Annotated in this window: 8 protein-coding genes; 1 reads left to right on the top strand and 7 read right to left on the bottom strand. The window is 41.4% G+C overall.

Annotated elements, in window-relative coordinates; genetic code table 11:
* Nucleotides 1–5: 5 nt before the first annotated feature.
* Together BHV72_RS08290 and BHV72_RS08285 are read right to left on the bottom strand one after the other, a co-directional pair.
* Nucleotides 6–2,030 (bottom strand): alpha-galactosidase, encoded by a 2,025-nt coding sequence (locus tag BHV72_RS08290; protein WP_195414441.1) that lies wholly within the window; start codon nt 2,028–2,030, stop codon nt 6–8.
* 141 nt (nt 2,031–2,171) lie between these two features.
* Nucleotides 2,172–6,191 (bottom strand): hybrid sensor histidine kinase/response regulator transcription factor, encoded by a 4,020-nt coding sequence (locus BHV72_RS08285; protein WP_195414442.1) that lies wholly within the window; start codon nt 6,189–6,191, stop codon nt 2,172–2,174.
* Nucleotides 6,192–6,378: 187 nt separating this feature from the next.
* On the opposite strand from BHV72_RS08285, the gene BHV72_RS08280 reads away from it, so the two are divergent.
* Complete coding sequence (locus BHV72_RS08280) at nt 6,379–8,790, top strand: glycoside hydrolase family 95 protein (protein ID WP_286855577.1); 2,412 nt, start codon at nt 6,379–6,381, stop codon at nt 8,788–8,790.
* 427 nt (nt 8,791–9,217) lie between these two features.
* Here BHV72_RS08280 and BHV72_RS08275 read toward each other — a convergent pair whose 3' ends face one another.
* The 5 genes from BHV72_RS08275 to BHV72_RS08255 are packed head-to-tail and all read right to left on the bottom strand — an operon-like array spanning nt 9,218 to nt 19,031.
* Nucleotides 9,218–11,407 (bottom strand): alpha-galactosidase, encoded by a 2,190-nt coding sequence (locus tag BHV72_RS08275; protein ID WP_373141819.1) that lies wholly within the window; start codon nt 11,405–11,407, stop codon nt 9,218–9,220.
* A gap of 32 nt (nt 11,408–11,439) precedes the next feature.
* Nucleotides 11,440–12,642, bottom strand: coding sequence for a DUF4998 domain-containing protein (locus BHV72_RS08270; protein ID WP_122294779.1), 1,203 nt, complete (start codon nt 12,640–12,642; stop codon nt 11,440–11,442).
* A 15-nt stretch (nt 12,643–12,657) separates the two neighbouring features.
* The gene (locus tag BHV72_RS08265; RefSeq protein ID WP_122295074.1) at nt 12,658–13,848 is read right to left on the bottom strand and encodes a DUF5000 domain-containing lipoprotein; all 1,191 of its coding nucleotides are present in this window, start codon (nt 13,846–13,848) and stop codon (nt 12,658–12,660) included.
* A gap of 19 nt (nt 13,849–13,867) precedes the next feature.
* The gene (locus BHV72_RS08260; protein WP_286855576.1) at nt 13,868–15,799 is read right to left on the bottom strand and encodes a RagB/SusD family nutrient uptake outer membrane protein; all 1,932 of its coding nucleotides are present in this window, start codon (nt 15,797–15,799) and stop codon (nt 13,868–13,870) included.
* Nucleotides 15,800–15,854: 55 nt separating this feature from the next.
* The gene (locus BHV72_RS08255) at nt 15,855–19,031 is read right to left on the bottom strand and encodes a SusC/RagA family TonB-linked outer membrane protein (RefSeq protein ID WP_122294775.1); all 3,177 of its coding nucleotides are present in this window, start codon (nt 19,029–19,031) and stop codon (nt 15,855–15,857) included.
* Nucleotides 19,032–19,535 lie beyond the last annotated feature (504 nt).

Genomic DNA, 19,535 nt, shown 5'->3' with positions numbered 1-19,535 from the left:
TTAGTTTATTTATAGAATCTGAATAATAAGACATCTCTAGCCGGAATTGTATACTTCATGCTTGCTCCGACTTCTTCTTCACGGTTTCTCCACAGCTCTTTCACTGTATATCTTTTATTTGTCTTCAACCCGAGCCTATCCAAAGGCACCGTTCCTTCTACTTCTTCATCAGAATAATTGAATACTGCATAATCACAGCTTCCGTCTTCATTGAGTCTCACAAACTGGTTTTCCGAAGCCTCTCCATTCCCCTCTACGGGACGAAACGCGACTCCCGTCGCAACATTATTTATTTCTTCCCTAGTCAACAGACTGAGAGATCTGCTCTTTGCCGACGCGTCTCCATCAACACTGAAATCATCTCCCAAGATATATAATCCCGTAATGATCCCTGAAGTTATCCGGGCGCGGTTCTCCCCTTCGGTCGCATCTTTCAGAACAATATGGTCGGCGTCATTATATTGATAGACCAAATCCTGCCACCAGCCATAGGATACGGCGTTCATCGTATACTCCGTATCTTTTATCTTATTCCAGGCATCACAAGCTATCCGTCGTGACTGTGCATACTGGGAAGGAAAAACCGGAGATATAGATAAATTGATATACATATCCCCAAAGTACTTGTTCAGTAGCTTCATTCCGTAATTATATCCTTGTATTCCTGTCCGGATAGTATCACAATGCCATTGATCCGCTTCCATTGCTCCATGAGTCATAAAGTCCATCTTGACATACTCAAATCCTACCCGGCGGAACAAATCCGATTTGTTTTTCATGGCAGCCTCTACCGCCGGATGAGTAGGATCCAGTGCATAAGCTCCGTCCAGTTCCTGTGGTGCCCCATTCGCATAAAGATACACGTCCTTGTATTTGTATTCGGGACAATCTTCGAATACTTTCTCCGGATTGCGCCCCCAATCCGTAAAGGGCGTCCAATATACTCCCGCCTTCTGCCCATTATCCTTACATATCTTCACAAAAGAAGCCAGTTGCTGTTCTGTGAAACTATTCCAGCCGGAATCCAGTCCTACATACACTGTGCCTGCCGGACTGACAAAAGACCGGTTTTGCAAATGGTCTTTTATATATTCCGAAACCTCTACCGCTTTTTGATAAGTCAAATCAAACTTCAAGACTCCCCAGCTATTCCAACCGAAAGGAACAGCCCCCTCCCATTTCCGGGGAGGAGTTATGGTAGCATTCGCATTCGCGTATGCTTCCAGTCCGTCCCTCCAATCCGAAAAGTATCCGATAAAGACTTTGGGCGACTTCAAACGCCGTCCCACAAGACTCCCATGGGGTTTGGAATCTCGTGTCTGCTCATCTGCCACACCTCCATAGCAACATAAACTCCCCATGTTATATAGCGAACTTTTACCTATTGAAACTGCTGTCTTCCATGTATCGTGCTCTACCGAGCCGACTATGATCCCATTCCGTTCTTCATTATTGAAAAGAGCCGTCACTTCATAGCTCGTTAGTTGTTCGAAAGGCAAGGGCACCGAACGATAACGTCCCCATTTATCATTATCAAACGGTACTTTCAAGACACGGCTATCCGCATTCCACAGAAAAGAGCCATTCGCCAGTGAGTCAATAATAAGCGGAGCCATATAGTTGGAAGATAATTCCTGATCGTCCTCTATTGTAAAGTCAGTCAATACATAGTCATAATCCGGATAGATATAAAAGGTCTGAACAAGCATAGGAAGAACAGAATCCGTACAGACAACCTGATATATATACCCTTTTCCAAACTCATCTTCATACTTCCGGGAAGAGATCCGGTGATTAGGATAATCACAAGACTTTATCAGCTTCTCCTGATATTTAAAAGAAGAATAAACAGAACCGCAAAGAGGCAATGAATTCTTATAAATATCAACTCCCCCGGACCGACTATTATAAATAATCTCCCAGTCTTTTACCTTTAAACATTCTGAAGTAGACCGGCTACATCCCGAAAACTGGACGGCCGCCAATAACAGAAACATACAAAGAAACATTCTTCTACATTCTTTCTTCATAATATCAGTATTAAAAAACACTGCAAATTTAAACGATGCAGAAGAAGAGTCCTCCTATAAATAGAACATAAAATATAACTATTGACGCAAACAGGCGGATAATCCGCCACAAATCCGCAAATATTACATCTTTGTCTTCATTTATTTCATTTTTAAATAGCTGTCAATATCAATCTTTTCCTTCCCGCCCAGACTTTGCTTCTCGAAATCCTTAGGCGACACACCAAACTGCTTCAAGAATAACTTACTAAAATAAGAGGGCGAATTGATACCGACCATATAACAGATCTCTCCAACACGATATTGTCCTGTCTGAATGAGTTCCGCCGCTTTCCGCAAGCGTATCAACCGGATGAAATCCACCGGAGAAAGATTGAACAACATTTTTATCTTACGCAATAGTCCGGAACGGCTCATACACAAGATATCTGCCATGCGTTCCACATTGAAATTCTCATCCGTCAGGTTCTCGTTTATGATTTCAATAACTTTGCCCATAAACTCTTCATCAGCCTTGTTCACCTGCATGTTATGCACAGGGAAGAAAGGATGTTTGGAGAATGCTTCGCGTTCCTTTCTCCGGTTATTCAGCAATGACAAAATCTGAACTTTCAGATAATTAAATGAGAAAGGTTTTTCCACATAAGCCTCAGCCCCCATTTTCAAGCCGTTTATCTTACTATCCAAGTCATTCTTGGCTGTCAGGAATATAATAGGTATATGGCATAATTCCATATCCGACTTCAATGTCCTGCACAGTTCCCAGCCGTCCATGACCGGCATCATTACATCGCTTATCACTAAATCGATTCGTTTATCTCTCAGTATATCCAATGCTTCCCGACCATGATGAGCCACTTCCACTATAAAATTCTCCTTCAATCGTTCCAGTATGAAGTTCAACATATCATCATTGTCTTCAACCAGCAGAATCGTATATTTATCTATTTCTTCATTCTCCACCAAACCGTCATCCGGCAATATCCCCGGCACCGTATCCACCGCCTGTTGCTGTTGTTCCACCTGCCCGGTCGGACTAAGCGGAAGTTCGAGCACGAATGTGTTGTATACTTCGTCCGCCATTTCCAAATACAGTTTCCCTTTATTCAAAGCAGCCAATGATTTAGCCAAAGACAACCCGATTCCAATACCTTTCGCCTTTTGCATATTAGATTCCATTCGGTAGAAAGGAGCAAATATCTGTTCGCGCATATCTTCCGGAATTTTCTCCCCGTCGCTTACCACACGAATAGTCAGACTATCATCTTTCTTCTCCAACTTCACCTGTATTTCTTTCTTCGCATATTTCAATGCATTATTCAGCAGATTGCTGACTATCTTTGTGACAGACTCCTTATCAACGACCGCTGTCATCACTTCCTCCGGAGTTTGGAGAGACAACTCCTTCTTCTCGTATTGTATAGTAGGTTCAAAACGCTCACAGATTTCTTTCAATAACGACGTTACATCTACCGTTTCAAATTTGAGTTTCAGTTTATTCGCTCCTATCTTCTGGAAGTCGAGCAGTTGAGCGACCAAATCCAACAGACGTTTTGTATTCTGCGCAATGACATTCAGGTTCTTGTTCAGTTTTACATCTTCAAAATGCATCTCCCGGATCACTTCCAAAGGACCGTTAATGAGAGTCAACGGCGTACGTATCTCATGAGCAATTTCGGTGAAGAACTCTACTTTCGACTCGTAAAGTTCTTTTTCCTTCTGTATTTCAAACAGTTTCTGGCTCTCCGTCATTTGCCGTTCCTTACGTCGCTTATACCAAAAGAAACAAGCCCAAATAGAAGATATGAAGAAGAAGACGTAGCAACTATACGCCCATACCGACAACCACCAGGGAGGTAAAATAACAATAGACAAAGAACGTTTAGCCAACTGACTGTTACTATTATCGGCCTGTATCCTAAAAACATACTTTCCCGGCGACAGTTTGGCATACGAGATATTCTGATTGCTAATCGCCTTTACCCAATCTTTGTCCAACGGGTCCAAACGGTAATAGTACTGATTCGATTTTGTGGTAGAGTAGCTCAGCAAAGCAATATCAAAACTGATATTCGACTGATTATAAGGCAAAACTATCTCTTCCGTGCCTACAATATTCTTCTTCAAAGGAGAATTGGGAGTATGTACCGTTATTTCTTTATTGTAAATGCTGAACTTTGAGATATAAATAGGAGAAGGAGGAGCTAACTGCTGCCGGGAGATATTCGGGTCAAAAGCAATAAGCCCATTAATCCCTCCAAAGAAAAACCTGCCGTCGCCTACTTTCAAAGCTGACTTATAATTAAACTGGTTCCCCAGCAGCCCGTCTTTGGTAGTAAAGACATGAATATCTTTCGTCTCCGGATTGAATTTCACCAACCCTTTATTAGTCCCGAACCAAAGGTTATGAGCATCATCTTCCAATATTTCATAAGCCACATCATCCGGCAACCCTTCCTTTATAGAGAAAGAAGTAAAATCATTCGTCTCTGCATTATACCGGCAAATGCCACCTCTATCGGTCGAGAGCCATATACGCCCTTTGCTGTCCTGCATGACCGAGCTGACCGAGTTCGAACTTAAACTGTTAGGCTCACCTTCCTTATTGATATACTTTTCAAAAGAATTCGCCTGCGGATTATGTTTCCAGACTCCACTACCCATAGATGCAAACCACAGATTACCTTCACGATCTTCAAAGATGTCAAAAATCCAGTCATATCCTACTTCATTCACTTTCGAAAACAAGAAAGAATCTTTATCCGCCATAAACAAACCGGAACCGGTTCCTATCCACTTGCAGCCTTTCTTGTCGATACAGAATGCCCAGACACTTCCCTCTTCAATATTCAGAGCCTTGTCAGAGTAATGAACAACTTCCCCGGTAGGTTTTATCACATCAAGTCCCTCCTTGAACAATCCGCAATAGATGTTCTCCCCATATATGGACATATTCAGAATAGTCCGGTTTCGCTGTTCCTTATCATTTGATTTCATCCGGGTGATTTGTCCGGATCTAGATAGAATATTAACGCCTCCGTCTTCTGTTCCGATCCATACATTCCCTTTCTTATCCTCAACCAGTTCGCGTATTCTCTTGGAACTCAACGATTGCCCGGTATTCAAAGGGACATACTTTTCAAAAATCAACCCACGATTAGGCAAGTAATTAACGCCCCCGAACATAGTGCCCAGCCACATACCACCTTCATCATCCTCATACATTGTATATATTATATTGTCAGACAAGCTGAAAGGCTCAATGAGATTAGACTTTAAATGTACCACTGTACCTTTCTTCTCATTAATAATATATACCCCTTCATGAGTTCCCGCCCAGATTTCATCTCCATGCATTGAAACATTCCTGACAAATGTATGGCTGACATCTGCAAGATCCAGACTACGAAGAATGTTCTGCCGGGGATGATACTTCATAATACGCCCATTCTGGATAGCCATTATCAGCCAACCGTCACTTTCACATATTGAATTGATAGAGAGTGCCGTCAAAGAATTATTGTCTTTATCTGCCTTGTACTGCTCGAATTTATCTTTTGCTGTGTCATAACGGAATAAGCCCGCGCCCCAGGTTCCCACCCAGACTTCTCCCTTCGAGGTGACATGAATGCAATCCGGAGTCTCTTTCTTAAAGTTATTCCGGTCTATTATCTCATAAAAGTATAGTTTCTTCCCGGCATATCTGAACACTCCCTGGTCCGGTATCACCACCCAGATATTCCCCACAGAATCGGCTACAATATTAGATACCCAATTATCCAGACTGGCACCGGATTCAGCCTTATCGTCCAAAGCAGTAAATGTATCCAGCATCATATCATATAAATACACTCCTCGGTCAGTCCCGACCCATAGCTTCTTATCTTTATCTTCAAAAAGAGCTGAAATATTGTGATTCCCTTTCTTTGCCACGTAGTCATCACAGTCGAGCTGTAAAATAGAAGTACCGTCATAACGATTCAGCCCATTCTTGGTGCCGAACCACATAAAACCATAACTATCCTTCAAGATAGCCTTTACATGGCTTTGTGACAGTCCATTGTCACCTGTTATATGCAAGAAAGAGTAGCTAGAATAATTATTGGGTATAGCAGATAAATGTAATAAAACCAATAATAAAGTCAACAGTGCCTTTTTCATATCATTCATATTATTGCGGTACAAAAATACGTAAACGCACGAAATATAGGCATTTTAAACGGTACAAATTTATATTTGCGTCATTTTTGTTAGTTATTGACGCACCTGTGATTCGACCGTTTTCCGAAACAGGCTACATTTGTATGTTCAATCACAAATTTATGTATCAATGAAAACTATCGAGCACATGAAATCTACATTTATCCGTAATTATTGTATAATAGCAGTATTCGTCTTTCCGGCAATCCTATCGGCCAAAGGCTCTAATCCTCCCATAGAATTATGGTATGACCAGCCTGCGGACGAATGGATGAAATCGACTCCTGTCGGAAACGGACGCTTAGGCGCTATGGTTTATGGTGGAGTACTGGGAGAGATTATCGCCATAAACGAATCCAGCATGTGGTCCGGAGCTCACGATCCGCACCAAGAACAACCTTTCGGGAAAGAAAAGATGAAGGAGTTACGGCAATTATTCTTCGACGGAAAACTGGTTGAAGGGAATCAGATTGCCGGGGAGAACCTGAGAGGACTACTACATTCGTTCGGTACCCATTTGCCTATTGGAGACTTGAAACTAAGTTTCACATATCCCGAAGGGAAAATAACCAATTATAAACGTTCATTGAATATGAATCAGGCATTGAGTACAGTTTCTTATAAAGTTGGAGCTATACAATACACTCGTGAATGTTTTGCGAGCAATCCGGACGACGCAATAATCCTCCACACGTCCGCCGATAAAAAAGGAAGTATCACAGCCGACTTGTCCCTTGATCTGCTACGGGAGGCTTCTGTGCAAATAAAAGATCAGCAGATAACTTTTGAAGGAGATGTATCTTTTCCCCAACAAGGTCCCGGTGGGGTTTCCTTTATAGGTAAAATATCCGTTATTGCTCCCAAAGGTACTTTTCAGACGAAACCGGGACTACTTTCCGTACAAAATGCTGATGAACTGACTATTATTATTGATGTACGTACCAACTACAAGAATGATCAATATAAGCAATTATGCGAGCAAACAATTAAGGAGGTAGAGGCACAAGAATATAAAGAACTCAAGCGCAGGCACATTGAAGACTTTTCTCCTTTGTTCGACCGCGTCTCTCTGACTCTCGGCAACAACCGGTACGATAAGCTGCCTACTGACAAAAGGTGGGAACGTATCAAATCAGGCGCCACCGATCCCGGGCTTGATGCAATTTTCTTTCAATACGGACGTTATTTATTACTCGCTTCTTCACGCGAGAACTCTCCGCTACCCGTCGCATTACAAGGTTTCTTCAACGACAATCTGGCATGCAACATGAGTTGGACCAACGATTATCATCTGGATATAAACACCCAACAGAACTATTGGATTTCCAACATCGGAAACCTGCCGGAATGCAACATTCCACTTTTCAGCTATATCAAAGACTTATCCATACACGGCACCAAAACCGCACAAATAGTATATGGCTGCAAAGGCTGGACAGCGCATACAACAGCCAATATCTGGGGATGTACCGCACCTTCAAGCAACATAGGCTGGGGACTTTTTCCTACAGCCAGTTCATGGCTTGCCTCACATCTCTGGAGTCAATATGAGTATACGTTGGACAAGGATTTTCTAGCCAAGACAGCTTATCCTTTATTAAAGGGAAATGCGGAATTTTTGTTAGACTATATGACGGAAGACCCGAACAGCGGTCATCTGGTCACAGGCCCCAGCATTTCTCCTGAAAATAATTTCCGTTATCAGGGCACCACCTTATGTGCCTCAATGATGCCTACCTGTGATCGCGTTTTAGCTTATGAAATATTCCGTTCATGCATACAAGCTGCCCAAATACTTAATACAGATAAAGCCTTCAGCGATAGTCTGAAGAATGCACTGGGTAAGTTCCCTCCAATTCGTTTACGTGCCAACGGAGCGATCCGTGAATGGTACGAAGACTATGAAGAAGCCAGTCCCAATCACCGGCACACTTCCCATTTGCTCGCATTATACCCTTTCAATCAGATATCTTTGACAAAAACTCCGGAATTAGCAACAGGGGCAAGAAAAACGATAGAAGACAGGCTTAGCGCACCGGGCTGGGAGGATGTGGAATGGAGTAGGGCAAATATGATTTGTTTTTATGCCCGTCTCAAAGATGCTGCTAACGCGCATAAGAGTATCGGTATTTTAGTTGGTGATTTTGCCCGTGAGAATCTGTTGAGCATATCTCCGGCTGGTATCGCAGGAGCACCTTATGACATATTCATCTTTGACGGAAATGCAGCAGGAGCTGCCGGTATCGGTGAAATGCTCATCCAAAGCCATGAAGGATATATTGAGTTTCTTCCTTGCTTACCGGAACAATGGAATAAAGGAAGTTATAAAGGATTATGTGTCCGTGGTGGCGCGGAAGTCTCGGCTGACTGGAACAACTCTGTCATCAACTATGCTTCGGTTAAAGCTACCGCTGCAAATTCTTTCTCCATAAAAATACCTCAAAACAAAAACAAGCCGTACAGAATCCTGCTCAATGGAAAAACAATCAAAACGGTTCCTGACACTCACCGTATCATAACTATACCTATGAAAGCCGGAGATTTATTGGAAATCAAATAACCGAACGGCTATCAGTTTATATTCAGGCAAGTAACTTGCCTGCCGGTTTATTAAGTGGGACTTTATAGGAAGGGAAGCCGGTATAGTTAGATTGGAATACCGGTATGATTAGGTTAGAGTACCGATTTAGTTAGTCTGCCACAGCCGTGGAGAGTTCTCTCCACAGCCGTGGCGAGATATTACCACGGGTGTGACGAATACTCTCCACGGCCGTGGCGAATTAGCAATATCGGTATCCTGACAGAACAATACCTACCGGATAACAGATGTATAGCGGTTGTATATGATATGTTTAGCGGGGTATGTTCAGTTTCGTGCCTATATCATGTATTTCATACGTCTACTATTCCTAACTTAAACCGGTATTACTTAAAAAGCCCCGGACGAAGTATCGTCCGAGGCTTTCCATTCATTTACTTACTCTCTTCTATTTAACCTCTATGAGTTCAAACACCCGACTCGCATACTCTGCCCCCAAAGGAACTTCCATTCCTGTATTCATCAGAATACTACCTGCTACAACCTTGTCATGCAAATAACACGGATTCTCGCCTTGCGGCAAATTCAGTTCACGAATACGATAATTCTTGTTCGCATCCAGTCCGGCCATACGGAAACGAGGTAATACCTGATTCATATAATGCTCGATTTTATAAGCAAAGAACACAGCACGATCTTTCTCCGGAGTACAATACATCAAAGAAGCAACCCCCAGCTTATCGAAAGGAGAAATTAAGCGGTATAAATCGCCGAACTGCACAACCGGACGAATTTCCTTATAAGTAGCAATCGCATGTTTCGAGAATTCTTTCTCCTCGTCAGACATGGTCTTTGGTTGAATTTCCATTCCGAGACGACCGCTCATAGCTACGTCAAAACGGAATTTCAAAGGGATTACCCTTCCCGTCTGATGATTGGGAGAAGCACTGACATGCTGTGCCATAGCCATAGAAGGATAGAAATAAGAGGTACCCCACTGCATAAATATACGCTGCAACGCATCGGTATTATCACTCACCCAAAACTCATCGAATCCGGGCATCACTCCATAATCAACACGACCGCCGCCGCCACCACAAGCCTGCATCACCAGATCCGGATATTTGGCACGAATACGTTCTACCGCCTTCTGCAATCCACGATGAAAATCAATGTATATATGAGATTGCTTGTCCTTAGGCAAATAAGGAGATCCGTAATTCACCAAAGACGCATTAGCATCCCATTTGATATAGGCGATATCAGGATAGTTGGTCATTAAATCATCAACTACCTGGAATACAAAGTCCTGTACTTCGGGATTGGACAAGTCCAACAGCATCTGTGTACCACCACGCCCATAACGAGGATCACGATTAGGAACTTTCAACACCCAATCCGGATGTTTCTCATACAGTTCACTGACGGTATTGGCACTCTCCGGTTCAATCCAAATCCCAAATTTTATTCCATGTTTCTTGGCTGTCGCAATCAGACCATCCACTCCATTAGGCAACTTCCGTTTGTTCACCACCCAATCGCCCAATGAAGAATGGTCATTATTCCGCGGATACTTGTCACCGAACCAACCGTCGTCCATAACAAACAACTCACCGCCCATTGCAGCAAAGTCTCCCATCATCTGGTCCATTTTCTGCTCGTCAATGTCAAAATAGACACCTTCCCAACTATTCAACAGAATGTCACGAAGCTTATTACCACCATGAATCTGACCGTTACGTGCCCAACGATGAAAATTACGGCTTACGCCACTCAGCCCTTCTTCACTATACGTGAAGGCAAGTTTAGGGGTTACGAAAACTTCCTTTGGTTCCAGTTTATATTCGGATGCTTCATCATTGATTCCTGCCAGGAAGTTATGAGAATAATTATTATCCGTATCAATACGAAGTTTGTAATTTCCACTCCAACACAAGGCGGCTCCAATCATACGCCCCGTATTTTCCTGCGGACGCCCATCCAGAGAGAACATAACCTCCGCATGGTCTCCCTGACCATTGCGTGCTCCATCCATATTCTTTATTGTTTTCATGCCCGGCTTCAATGGCTCGGAAGTAACATCTGATTCTGCAATCCAACTCCCGTGCAAATGAGAAATCCATACGTCTCCTCTGCGGATAGGCATACATCCCGAATCAAACCGTTTCAAGACAACCGCTTTCTTTTCGGCATGGGAGATCTCCGCCCACATCTCGATGATATCTGAGTTATTATAGGCTTTATAGTTCATCTTCACTTCAAACGGATAGTGTTTATCTCTTAAAGTCACTACCGTCTGTTCTCCGTTTTCTACATTTTTTGTCGTTACATCTTTCACGATAAGATCCAGAGTCATATTTCCATCCGGATGCACTACCTGAAGTGCCGTAGCCGACGAATATTCCGAACCGAACGTCGGATATGCAGGTCTGTTCAGACCTGCCCATATATCGTGGATTTGATTTATTTGATCCGGAGTTATCTTATCACCGTAATATGCAAACCGCAAATCTCCATCGTTCTGTGCTGCAAACAGCAACGAGGTATTTTTAGTCGAAATCAAGATATTCCGGTCCCATGCATACATCGAGACTACACTCCATATACACACCAATGTCACAAAAAGAATTTTCTTCATCATACTTTATTTTATATTTAACAACCAATTAGTTACAAATCTTCCCCGTCTATTGCGGTTACTTTTTGTACCGTAATTTCTGCAATAGCCCCCAAATGGGATGCTCCATGTCCACTGGTACATATAATCTTTAAATAGCGTCCTTTCACCTGTTTTTCCAAAGTACTGGTTATGACTTCACTCCATTGCATTCCATTTTGTTTCAACAGTTCAATCTCACCAATATAGGTCCACTGATTTCCGTCCGGATTTCCGGCGGTGAACTCGTCATCGTCAGAGATATAATAACTGATGCCTTTTGTATAGTAGTTATTCTCACGAGACATGGCACCCAATTTTCCTACCATAAGTTCATCCTTCATGTCTATGACAAAGGTGAAAGGATAGGGCTTCTGCTGGCCATCCCGATAATTGGAATGCCAATAGGAAGAAGGATTATTATCCAAAATATACTCAGGCCTTCCTTCTTCGGGGTCCGTATTATCATAGTACAACAGTTCCCAATTTTGCCTATCGGCTTCTTCCATTGTGTAAACATGCGGAAATATCATTCCCAATTCATCCGAACGTACCCATGGCGTATAGAAAACATCAATACATTTTTCTTCCGGAAGGTAAGCAGAGCGAAATTCCACAGTTCCTCCCGGTTTCGCTCCCGGACAATCAAGAGCGTTTTGATTGGCATCCATCTCCAACAACACTTCTTCACCAGCTACATTCGTATATTTCACTTCAGTATATATCAAATCTTCCGAAGCAATATTCCACTCAATAATCCCTCCATTATCACTTGTTGCCATCCTACTAATACGCCTTTGAGACAGGCTAGCCTGATATGTTTCTCCATACGAAGAGCCTATTCCTGTGGTCTTTAGAGATTTATGTCCATACGAATCTTGCAATTCAACAGTAAACGTGTATGACTTTTCTTCCATATCATCTAAAATTACCTTTCCTTTTTCTGTTCCGGAAGAAAGTTCCAACGGAACCACAAGCGACCCCGCACCATTATCCCAATAAACATTCATAAATTTCACATTCGGCGCTTTCGATATTTCATAGTTTAGCTCGACCCGATTCTTCCCGGCAACAAAAAATATTGTATCGGGCATAGGGGCATAGATAATTTCCCCACCTTGAATAAAGGCCTTATGTGTATCCATCACATCATCACAAGAACAGAGACCAGACAGACACAACAACAATAATAACAAATTATCATATATTCTTTTCATATTATCATCAATATTTTATTCGACATTAGGATCTCCATAAAACGTAAATTCAGCAGGATGACAGAAGGTTGAACTGGTCCACACTTTTATAAATTTAAACCTAAGATATCGTACCGGCTCCTGATCAACATCAAAACTAAAATCATGTCCTTCTTTAAGCGCCTCCATATCTTCATCTGTATTGGTACCAATCGGCATACCAGATGGTTTAATTACTTCACAATCCAATAATTTAGTCCATTGTCCCCAATCCCCGCTTCGTTCCGGTTCACTGCCGGAATAATAAACTTCGAATACCCGAGGATTTCCCCAGCCATAAGGTTCATTGTTGCGTTGATAAAGAACCACACGGCTAAGTTTTACAGGCTCTCCCAAATCAATAGTGAAAGAAGCCGGCATCGTTCCGTTACTACTATGTCCGAAAGTCTCCAGATTATCATCAATCATATTCGCATTACTACCTCCAAAGTCATTGAAAGGTGTATCATTATTTAATATCATTATTCGCATTGCCGATTTATTCAACTTTTGCTCATACAAAGGAGCTATCTGCATTTTCTCACCCGATTCATTACGGGGATAAATCGTATCTGACACATTCCCATAATTATCACGCACAACGGCTGCAAACCAACGCGGGTCAATATCATATCCTCTCAAAGCATAAGTCCCCGTTTTTGAAGCAGTTGTCATTATCTTCATAGCAACCATGTTACCCGATTCATCATTAGTCAGCATTTCCATCGTTATTGACTCACGCTCGTCATTCGTCCAACTGTATTGAGCTCCGCCAAAATCACGTATAATCTTCATACTTTTCGAAACCTTACTGATAGAAGATTCTAAGGGAGTAAAAGATACAGTAACAGGCTCTGATAATTCCATTGCACGATTCACTGTATATAACACCGCTTCATGCTCTTCCATATCGTCATATCCCATAATTCGAACTTGATTGTTATAATAGGACGAAATTACCTCGCGCTGCTTTCCGTCAGCCAATGAATAAACAGCCTTCACACCCAAAATATCCTCTACATCAGGAACACGATATGATATGACAACTCCTCCGGAAACTGGTTCAACACTGATTTCTGTCGGTACGGTCGGCATCCCTAAGCTCTCTGTAATTGGTTCCAGGCGCTTTTCCGTACAGGAGACCAATATCATTAAAGACAAAGTAATTAATATATATATCTTTTTCATAATACTCATAATTTAATAATTACCACCATGGATTCTGAACTAACTGAGGATTCCTGATAATATCACCATCCGGTATCGGAGCGAAATAATCTCTGAGGGTAAATTGCTGGTTATATATATTAGTAGGAATATAATAATCCTCCGCAGTCTCTCCGTTTAAAACATTCCAGCCCTGTACAATACGGTTCAGTTCTTTCTCTGCTGTCTTCCAACGACGAGTATCCCAATAGTAAGATCCCTCACATGACAATTCCACCTGCCGTTCACGATGAATAATATCCCGCATCTGAGATTTATGGGAAGGATAGTCTTTATATTGCACACTTGCATATTTAGCGTATGTTTCTTTAATACCTTCCAATCCAGCCCGTTCTCTCACCTGGTCCAAATAATCGTATACTTTCTCGTTAGGCGTTTCTTCTGCTTCATTCCATGCTTCTGCCGCCATTAACAACAAGTCTGCATAACGCATATCCGGAAAAGGAACAGAATAGAAAGAGACATTATCGCTTCCTGTAAAAGTGGAACGTAAAGCGACCAGTTTCTTTGCCCAATAGCCAGTAACATTATACCAAGTGGAATTCCAAACCGAGGAAAATTCACCAAAACGATTTCTGGGATATCTATATGCAGCTTGCGACTCACTTTGGTCACCAGCCGGATCACTATATGAATTGCCATACCAAACTCCTCTATCAAAACCTACTGAAGCATAGAAACGAGGTTCACGGTCAAAATTCATTCCAGCCGTAGTTTCATTTTCAATCACATAACGATAGTTATAATCAAAATCATAATGCTCTGTAAACTCAGAATTGTCCTTAGAGTATTTTACAGGAAAATACATTCCATCTTTATAATAGTTTGCATCCTGTTCGACAGGCAACCCGTTTTTCGTATAGAAAGCATTAACTGTGGAAAATGGAAGGCTAATAGTAGCAGATGTTACAGCCGTACCTCCATCCTCCAATCTGGGAAGACACGAACTCTGGAAGCCGGGATCTAACAATGAACGGGTACATCCCCAAATTAACTCACAGTTCCATGGTTCGGCAACAGAATTCCGAATGGCATTGACTAACTTTGTTTCATCCGTCAGCAACTGTGATGTAACATAATCCTCTTTTTGATATAAGCGGATTCCTGCTTGTGTACAGGCATTTATCGCATCCTCACAGGCTTCTGCCGCCAAATTCCAACGCCCCTTATCTTCAACCTGATTGAAGAAAGGTTCCTGATTATGATCTAAAAAGTCATTGTAATCTGTATTTCCATTAAACAATGGACTTGCCCAATATAATAAAACTTTTGCTTTCAATGTATAAGCCGCTGCCTGCGTGAAACGCCCCAACTCCGTAGCCCTATTAGCAATAATCACCGGAAGTGCTTGGCTATCGATTACCTCCTGTAATAATTCCAGAACGTAAGAGAAGCAATCATCTACCTTTTCACGATATACACGCGCCCCTTGAGTCGATTCATCCACTGCAATATTAACACGCATCGGACAAATAGGACCATAATATTTAATCAGGTAAAAATGCAGATAGGCTTTTATTAGCTTTACTTCCGCTTTCATTCGCTCACGCTGGTACTGCTGCAAATCAGTCACTCCATCAATGCCTTCCAGAAAATCATTACAAACACGGATAGAGGCATAACAGCCGTCAGTCCCCTGCCAATAATCAATAACATTGGAAGAAGCACTGTTTTGCCCCAAAGCCAATCTCATACAAGCATTGTTTACCATATCAGTAGTAGTATTGTATACCATTTCCATAGCTCCCACCAATCCGGGATTCCGGTTGGTCTCTCCCAAGCGCGGTAATCCACGATAACAAGTCGCCAAATAACGTTCAGCAGTATAACGGTCGGCAAACATACTGTTCACTGTCACAGTATCATCAGGCATTATATCCAAATAGTTACATGATGAAACTGATAATATCATGCATATACTGGCTATATATTTATAAATTGATTTCATTTTCTATAGTATTATTTAATTAAAACCCAAGATTCAATCCTACATTAAAAACTCTCTGGAGAGGATAATTCAGTCCACTACCAGCCAACTCCGGATCCCACATTTTAAATTTGCTCCAGCACAACAGGTTTGTACCACTACAATATAAACGCAAATTATTCATTCCTAGTTTTTTCAACACTTTTTGTGGAAAAGTATAACCGATTTCAACTGATTTCAAACGCAAGAAGCCAGCGTCTTGCAACCACCATGTACTTGGCTGATTATTATTTTCATTAACCCCATTCTGCAAACGAGGCCAAAAAGCATACGGATTAGGATTGGTTTCAGACCAGTAGCTGTTTGCAATATCCTGAAGTATTACATTCGCACCAATCAATCCGTCACCGCGAATATTATGAAACGGAGTTATCTCCGGAATATTAAGCAAGAATGACTGGCGTGCCGATCCCTGAAAGAAACAAGAAATATCCACTCCCTTATATCCTGCTGATACTCCAAAACCATAATTTATCTGCGGGGTATTCGGAAAACCAATTGTTACCTTATCCAACTCATTTATCTTACCATCATTATTCACATCTCTATACTTAATATCACCCGCTGTATAGTCACCAAATTGCACCGGAGAGTTTTTGACTTCCTCCTCATCAATAAAAAGGCGTTCGGCAATATACCCCCCAATACGTCCGATAGATTGCCCTACAGCTGAAACCCATGGAGTATCGGTATAATCCGGCTCCTCCCATACCAAAACTTCACTCGCCGCGTATGTAAATGTACCACGGGCTTGTAGCCAGAAATCCTTGTTGATAATTTTATCATAATTAATTTCCATATCAATACCACTACCTTTTGCCTCGCCCAAGTTGGCCTTTACTCCTTGGGTAATACCAGTCGTTGACGGAATTGTACGTCCTAATAATATGTTATCACGTTTCTCATGGAAATATTCTATATTTCCTCCCAACCCAAACGTAGTAGTAAACTCAATGCCTGTATTCAATTTATATGATTTTTCCCAACCAATCTGGTCGTTTGCATAACGATTTACATAAAAGCCGCCGCCAGGATTATAGTCCAATCTTTCTCCCCAATTCACTGTATTGTCAGCCCCGTTATTTACATCTGACATATAATAAAAACGATCTTCATTATTACCAATCTGATCATTACCTGCCATACCATAAGTAGCCTTAATCTTAAACTGGTCAAATATGCTACGTAAAGGCTTAAAGAACTTTTCGTTAGATAACATCCATCCTGCGCCAATAGAAGGGAAAAAACCCCAACGATTATTCTTTGCAAAACGTTCGGAGCCATTGTAACCAAAGTTCAATTCCAACATATAACGGTAATCATAATTATAAGCCATACGTCCTGCAAAACCAATGTTACGATTGGGCAAAGACAGTTGCAAACTGGTTATGTACGGATTGGACTGTTTGGCTTCACGCATTGTATAAACAAACAACCCATTTACACTATGTTTCTCTTTGAACATACGTGAATATTCCAATGCGGCTTCCAGATAAAAGGCTGTATTAATATACCTATCCCCTGCGGCATAGTTCAAGCCATCACTTCCACTCTTTAATCTTTTCAACGTATAACTTCCATCCAATAATTTATAGTTTGAGATACCATAATAAAATGGAGTCCATTCACGTCTTGCGGAAAACTCGGCATAACGGTCTATATTTACAAAAGCTCGTGCCGAAAGCCCTTCCGTTACCATATCCAGTTGCTGTTTAAAGCCTAACTGGGCAAGCATCGTATTCTTACTGTACTCACGATATCCTCTCTGTACCTGTGCATACGGATTCACATAATTACCGTCTCCATAATTACCATATAATATATGTCTTACGTTCGAATACTGCTCATCTGCCTCATAATAAGGTTGAAATAGTACGGGATTAGCCTGCATAGCCATACGATATACTTCCGTACCTCCGTCGATCGGACCATTATAATCATCGAATGAAGCACTTAATTTCAAATATAATTCCGTTGATTTTGTCAGATTCAGATTGATATTTGAACGGAAGGCATATTTTATCAAACTAATATTATTGTTGTAGTTATTCCTTTTATCTACTTTTATATTACCGTTGTCATGGGATATATTAGCTGCAACATAATAGCGCGCCAATGGACCACCACCGCTCAAACTGACGTTTGCTCGTTGATTGGAGGTCACATCCTTCAACATTGTATCGTACCAATTGATCGCAGGAAATAAATGAGGATAACGTCCGGCAGCAGTCATGCTTATTTTTTCTTCCGAATACATGGCTAATCCCATCGGGTCACGAGTCTTAATTGCCTCGTTTTGCATACGCATATAAGTGACCGGATCTGCAATCTTTACACGCTCTGTCGGAGATGAGAAAGAGGTCTCTACACGAGCATTGACAGAAACCTTTCCTTCTTTTCCCTCTTTTGTAGTCACTAAAATAACTCCATTTGCTCCACGCGCCCCGTAAAGAGCTGTCGCTGTCGCATCTTTCATTATAGAAAAAGCTGCAATATCATCTGTATTCAGACGTGCCAGGTCATCTGTGGTCAATTCTATCCCGTCAATCAGAATTAAAGGATCTTTTTTGGCATCCGCTCCGAAAGTTGTAATACCACGAATAAAGAAATTCGCATTATCCTGTCCGGGTTCTCCACTAGGTTGGAAAGATATTAAACCTGCGACACGACCGGCAAGAGCAGTAGTAAGATTACTACTTGGAACTCTTAATTCCGCAGGTTTTACCGTAGTGATAGAAGCTACCACACTTTCCTTTTTCTGCTTTGCAAAAGCAACAACGGTGACTTCGTCCAGTTCGTCTGTTTTAGGTTTCAATGTAATTTTCAGGAAATCCTCTCCATTGTATTTAATCTCTTTCGTCTCCATTCCGACAAAAGACACAATTAAAATACTACCTGCCGAGCAATTACTAAACTCAAAATTACCGTCCATATCAGATATTACTCCTTTAGTACTACCTTTTAACTGAACCGTAGCTCCCGGAAGTGGCTCTCCAGTCGCATCAACAATTTTACCCTTTAAGTTCTGTAATGTAGCTTGAACAATACTATTAGGCATTTCTGTATTTGCAAAAACAACAGAATGCGGTAATGTAGAGATTAAGATTAACAGGAGAACACCGACTATGCGGGAAAATAGAAACTTCTTCTCCTTCATTTGTTGTTTTTCATGAGACAATCCATTGCATTTATTGCCTCGTTTCATTTGTAAATTTACCATTGCATTAGTTTTAAGAAACGTTATTTCATTCATATTAAATTATGGTCTCTTGCCAGAGCAATGGCAAATGTATAGAGTTTATTTATCGCAAACCGTCTATGAATAAAGAAAAAAATAAGACTTTTACACCAAAAAGGGTGCGGCACCACACAAAAGACACAAATATTTCATTTTTTGGCGTATTTACGCTAAAATAGAATATCACTATCACCACTTATAACAGAAAAATTATCAATGTAGAACTCAGCCACATCTATACAAATAAGGTATAATATAAAAAGACGTATGCAATTGCTCCTATAAATCTGAGCAATTGCATACGTCTTTTTATTATAACCAAACACCCGTTTTACCAAGTGTATTTATAAGCCTATCAGTTTAGCGTAAATGTCTGCGAGCCTATCAAATTACCACCTTCGAAGATGTCGACCCGATAATTTC

Origin of the sequence: Bacteroides sp. 43_46 (genome assembly GCF_001915455.1) — a bacterium.
Lineage (GTDB): Bacteria > Bacteroidota > Bacteroidia > Bacteroidales > Bacteroidaceae > Bacteroides > Bacteroides caccae.
Note: the sequence above shows the minus strand (reverse complement) of the source record. Positions and strands in the feature narration are given on the sequence as shown.

Excerpts from the sequence above, each read along its gene's own strand:
- BHV72_RS08285 (WP_195414442.1), bottom strand. The coding sequence starts at position 6,191 with ATGAAAAAGGCACTGTTGACTTTATTATTGGTTTTATTACATTTATCT.
- BHV72_RS08260 (WP_286855576.1), bottom strand. The coding sequence starts at position 15,799 with ATGATATTATCAGTTTCATCATGTAACTATTTGGATATAATGCCTGAT.
- BHV72_RS08280 (WP_286855577.1), top strand. The coding sequence starts at position 6,379 with ATGAAATCTACATTTATCCGTAATTATTGTATAATAGCAGTATTCGTC.
- BHV72_RS08270 (WP_122294779.1), bottom strand. The coding sequence starts at position 12,642 with ATGAAAAGAATATATGATAATTTGTTATTATTGTTGTTGTGTCTGTCT.
- BHV72_RS08265 (WP_122295074.1), bottom strand. The coding sequence starts at position 13,848 with ATGAAAAAGATATATATATTAATTACTTTGTCTTTAATGATATTGGTC.
- BHV72_RS08290 (WP_195414441.1), bottom strand. The coding sequence starts at position 2,030 with ATGAAGAAAGAATGTAGAAGAATGTTTCTTTGTATGTTTCTGTTATTG.
- BHV72_RS08255 (WP_122294775.1), bottom strand. The coding sequence starts at position 19,031 with ATGAAGGAGAAGAAGTTTCTATTTTCCCGCATAGTCGGTGTTCTCCTG.
- BHV72_RS08275 (WP_373141819.1), bottom strand. The coding sequence starts at position 11,407 with ATGAAGAAAATTCTTTTTGTGACATTGGTGTGTATATGGAGTGTAGTC.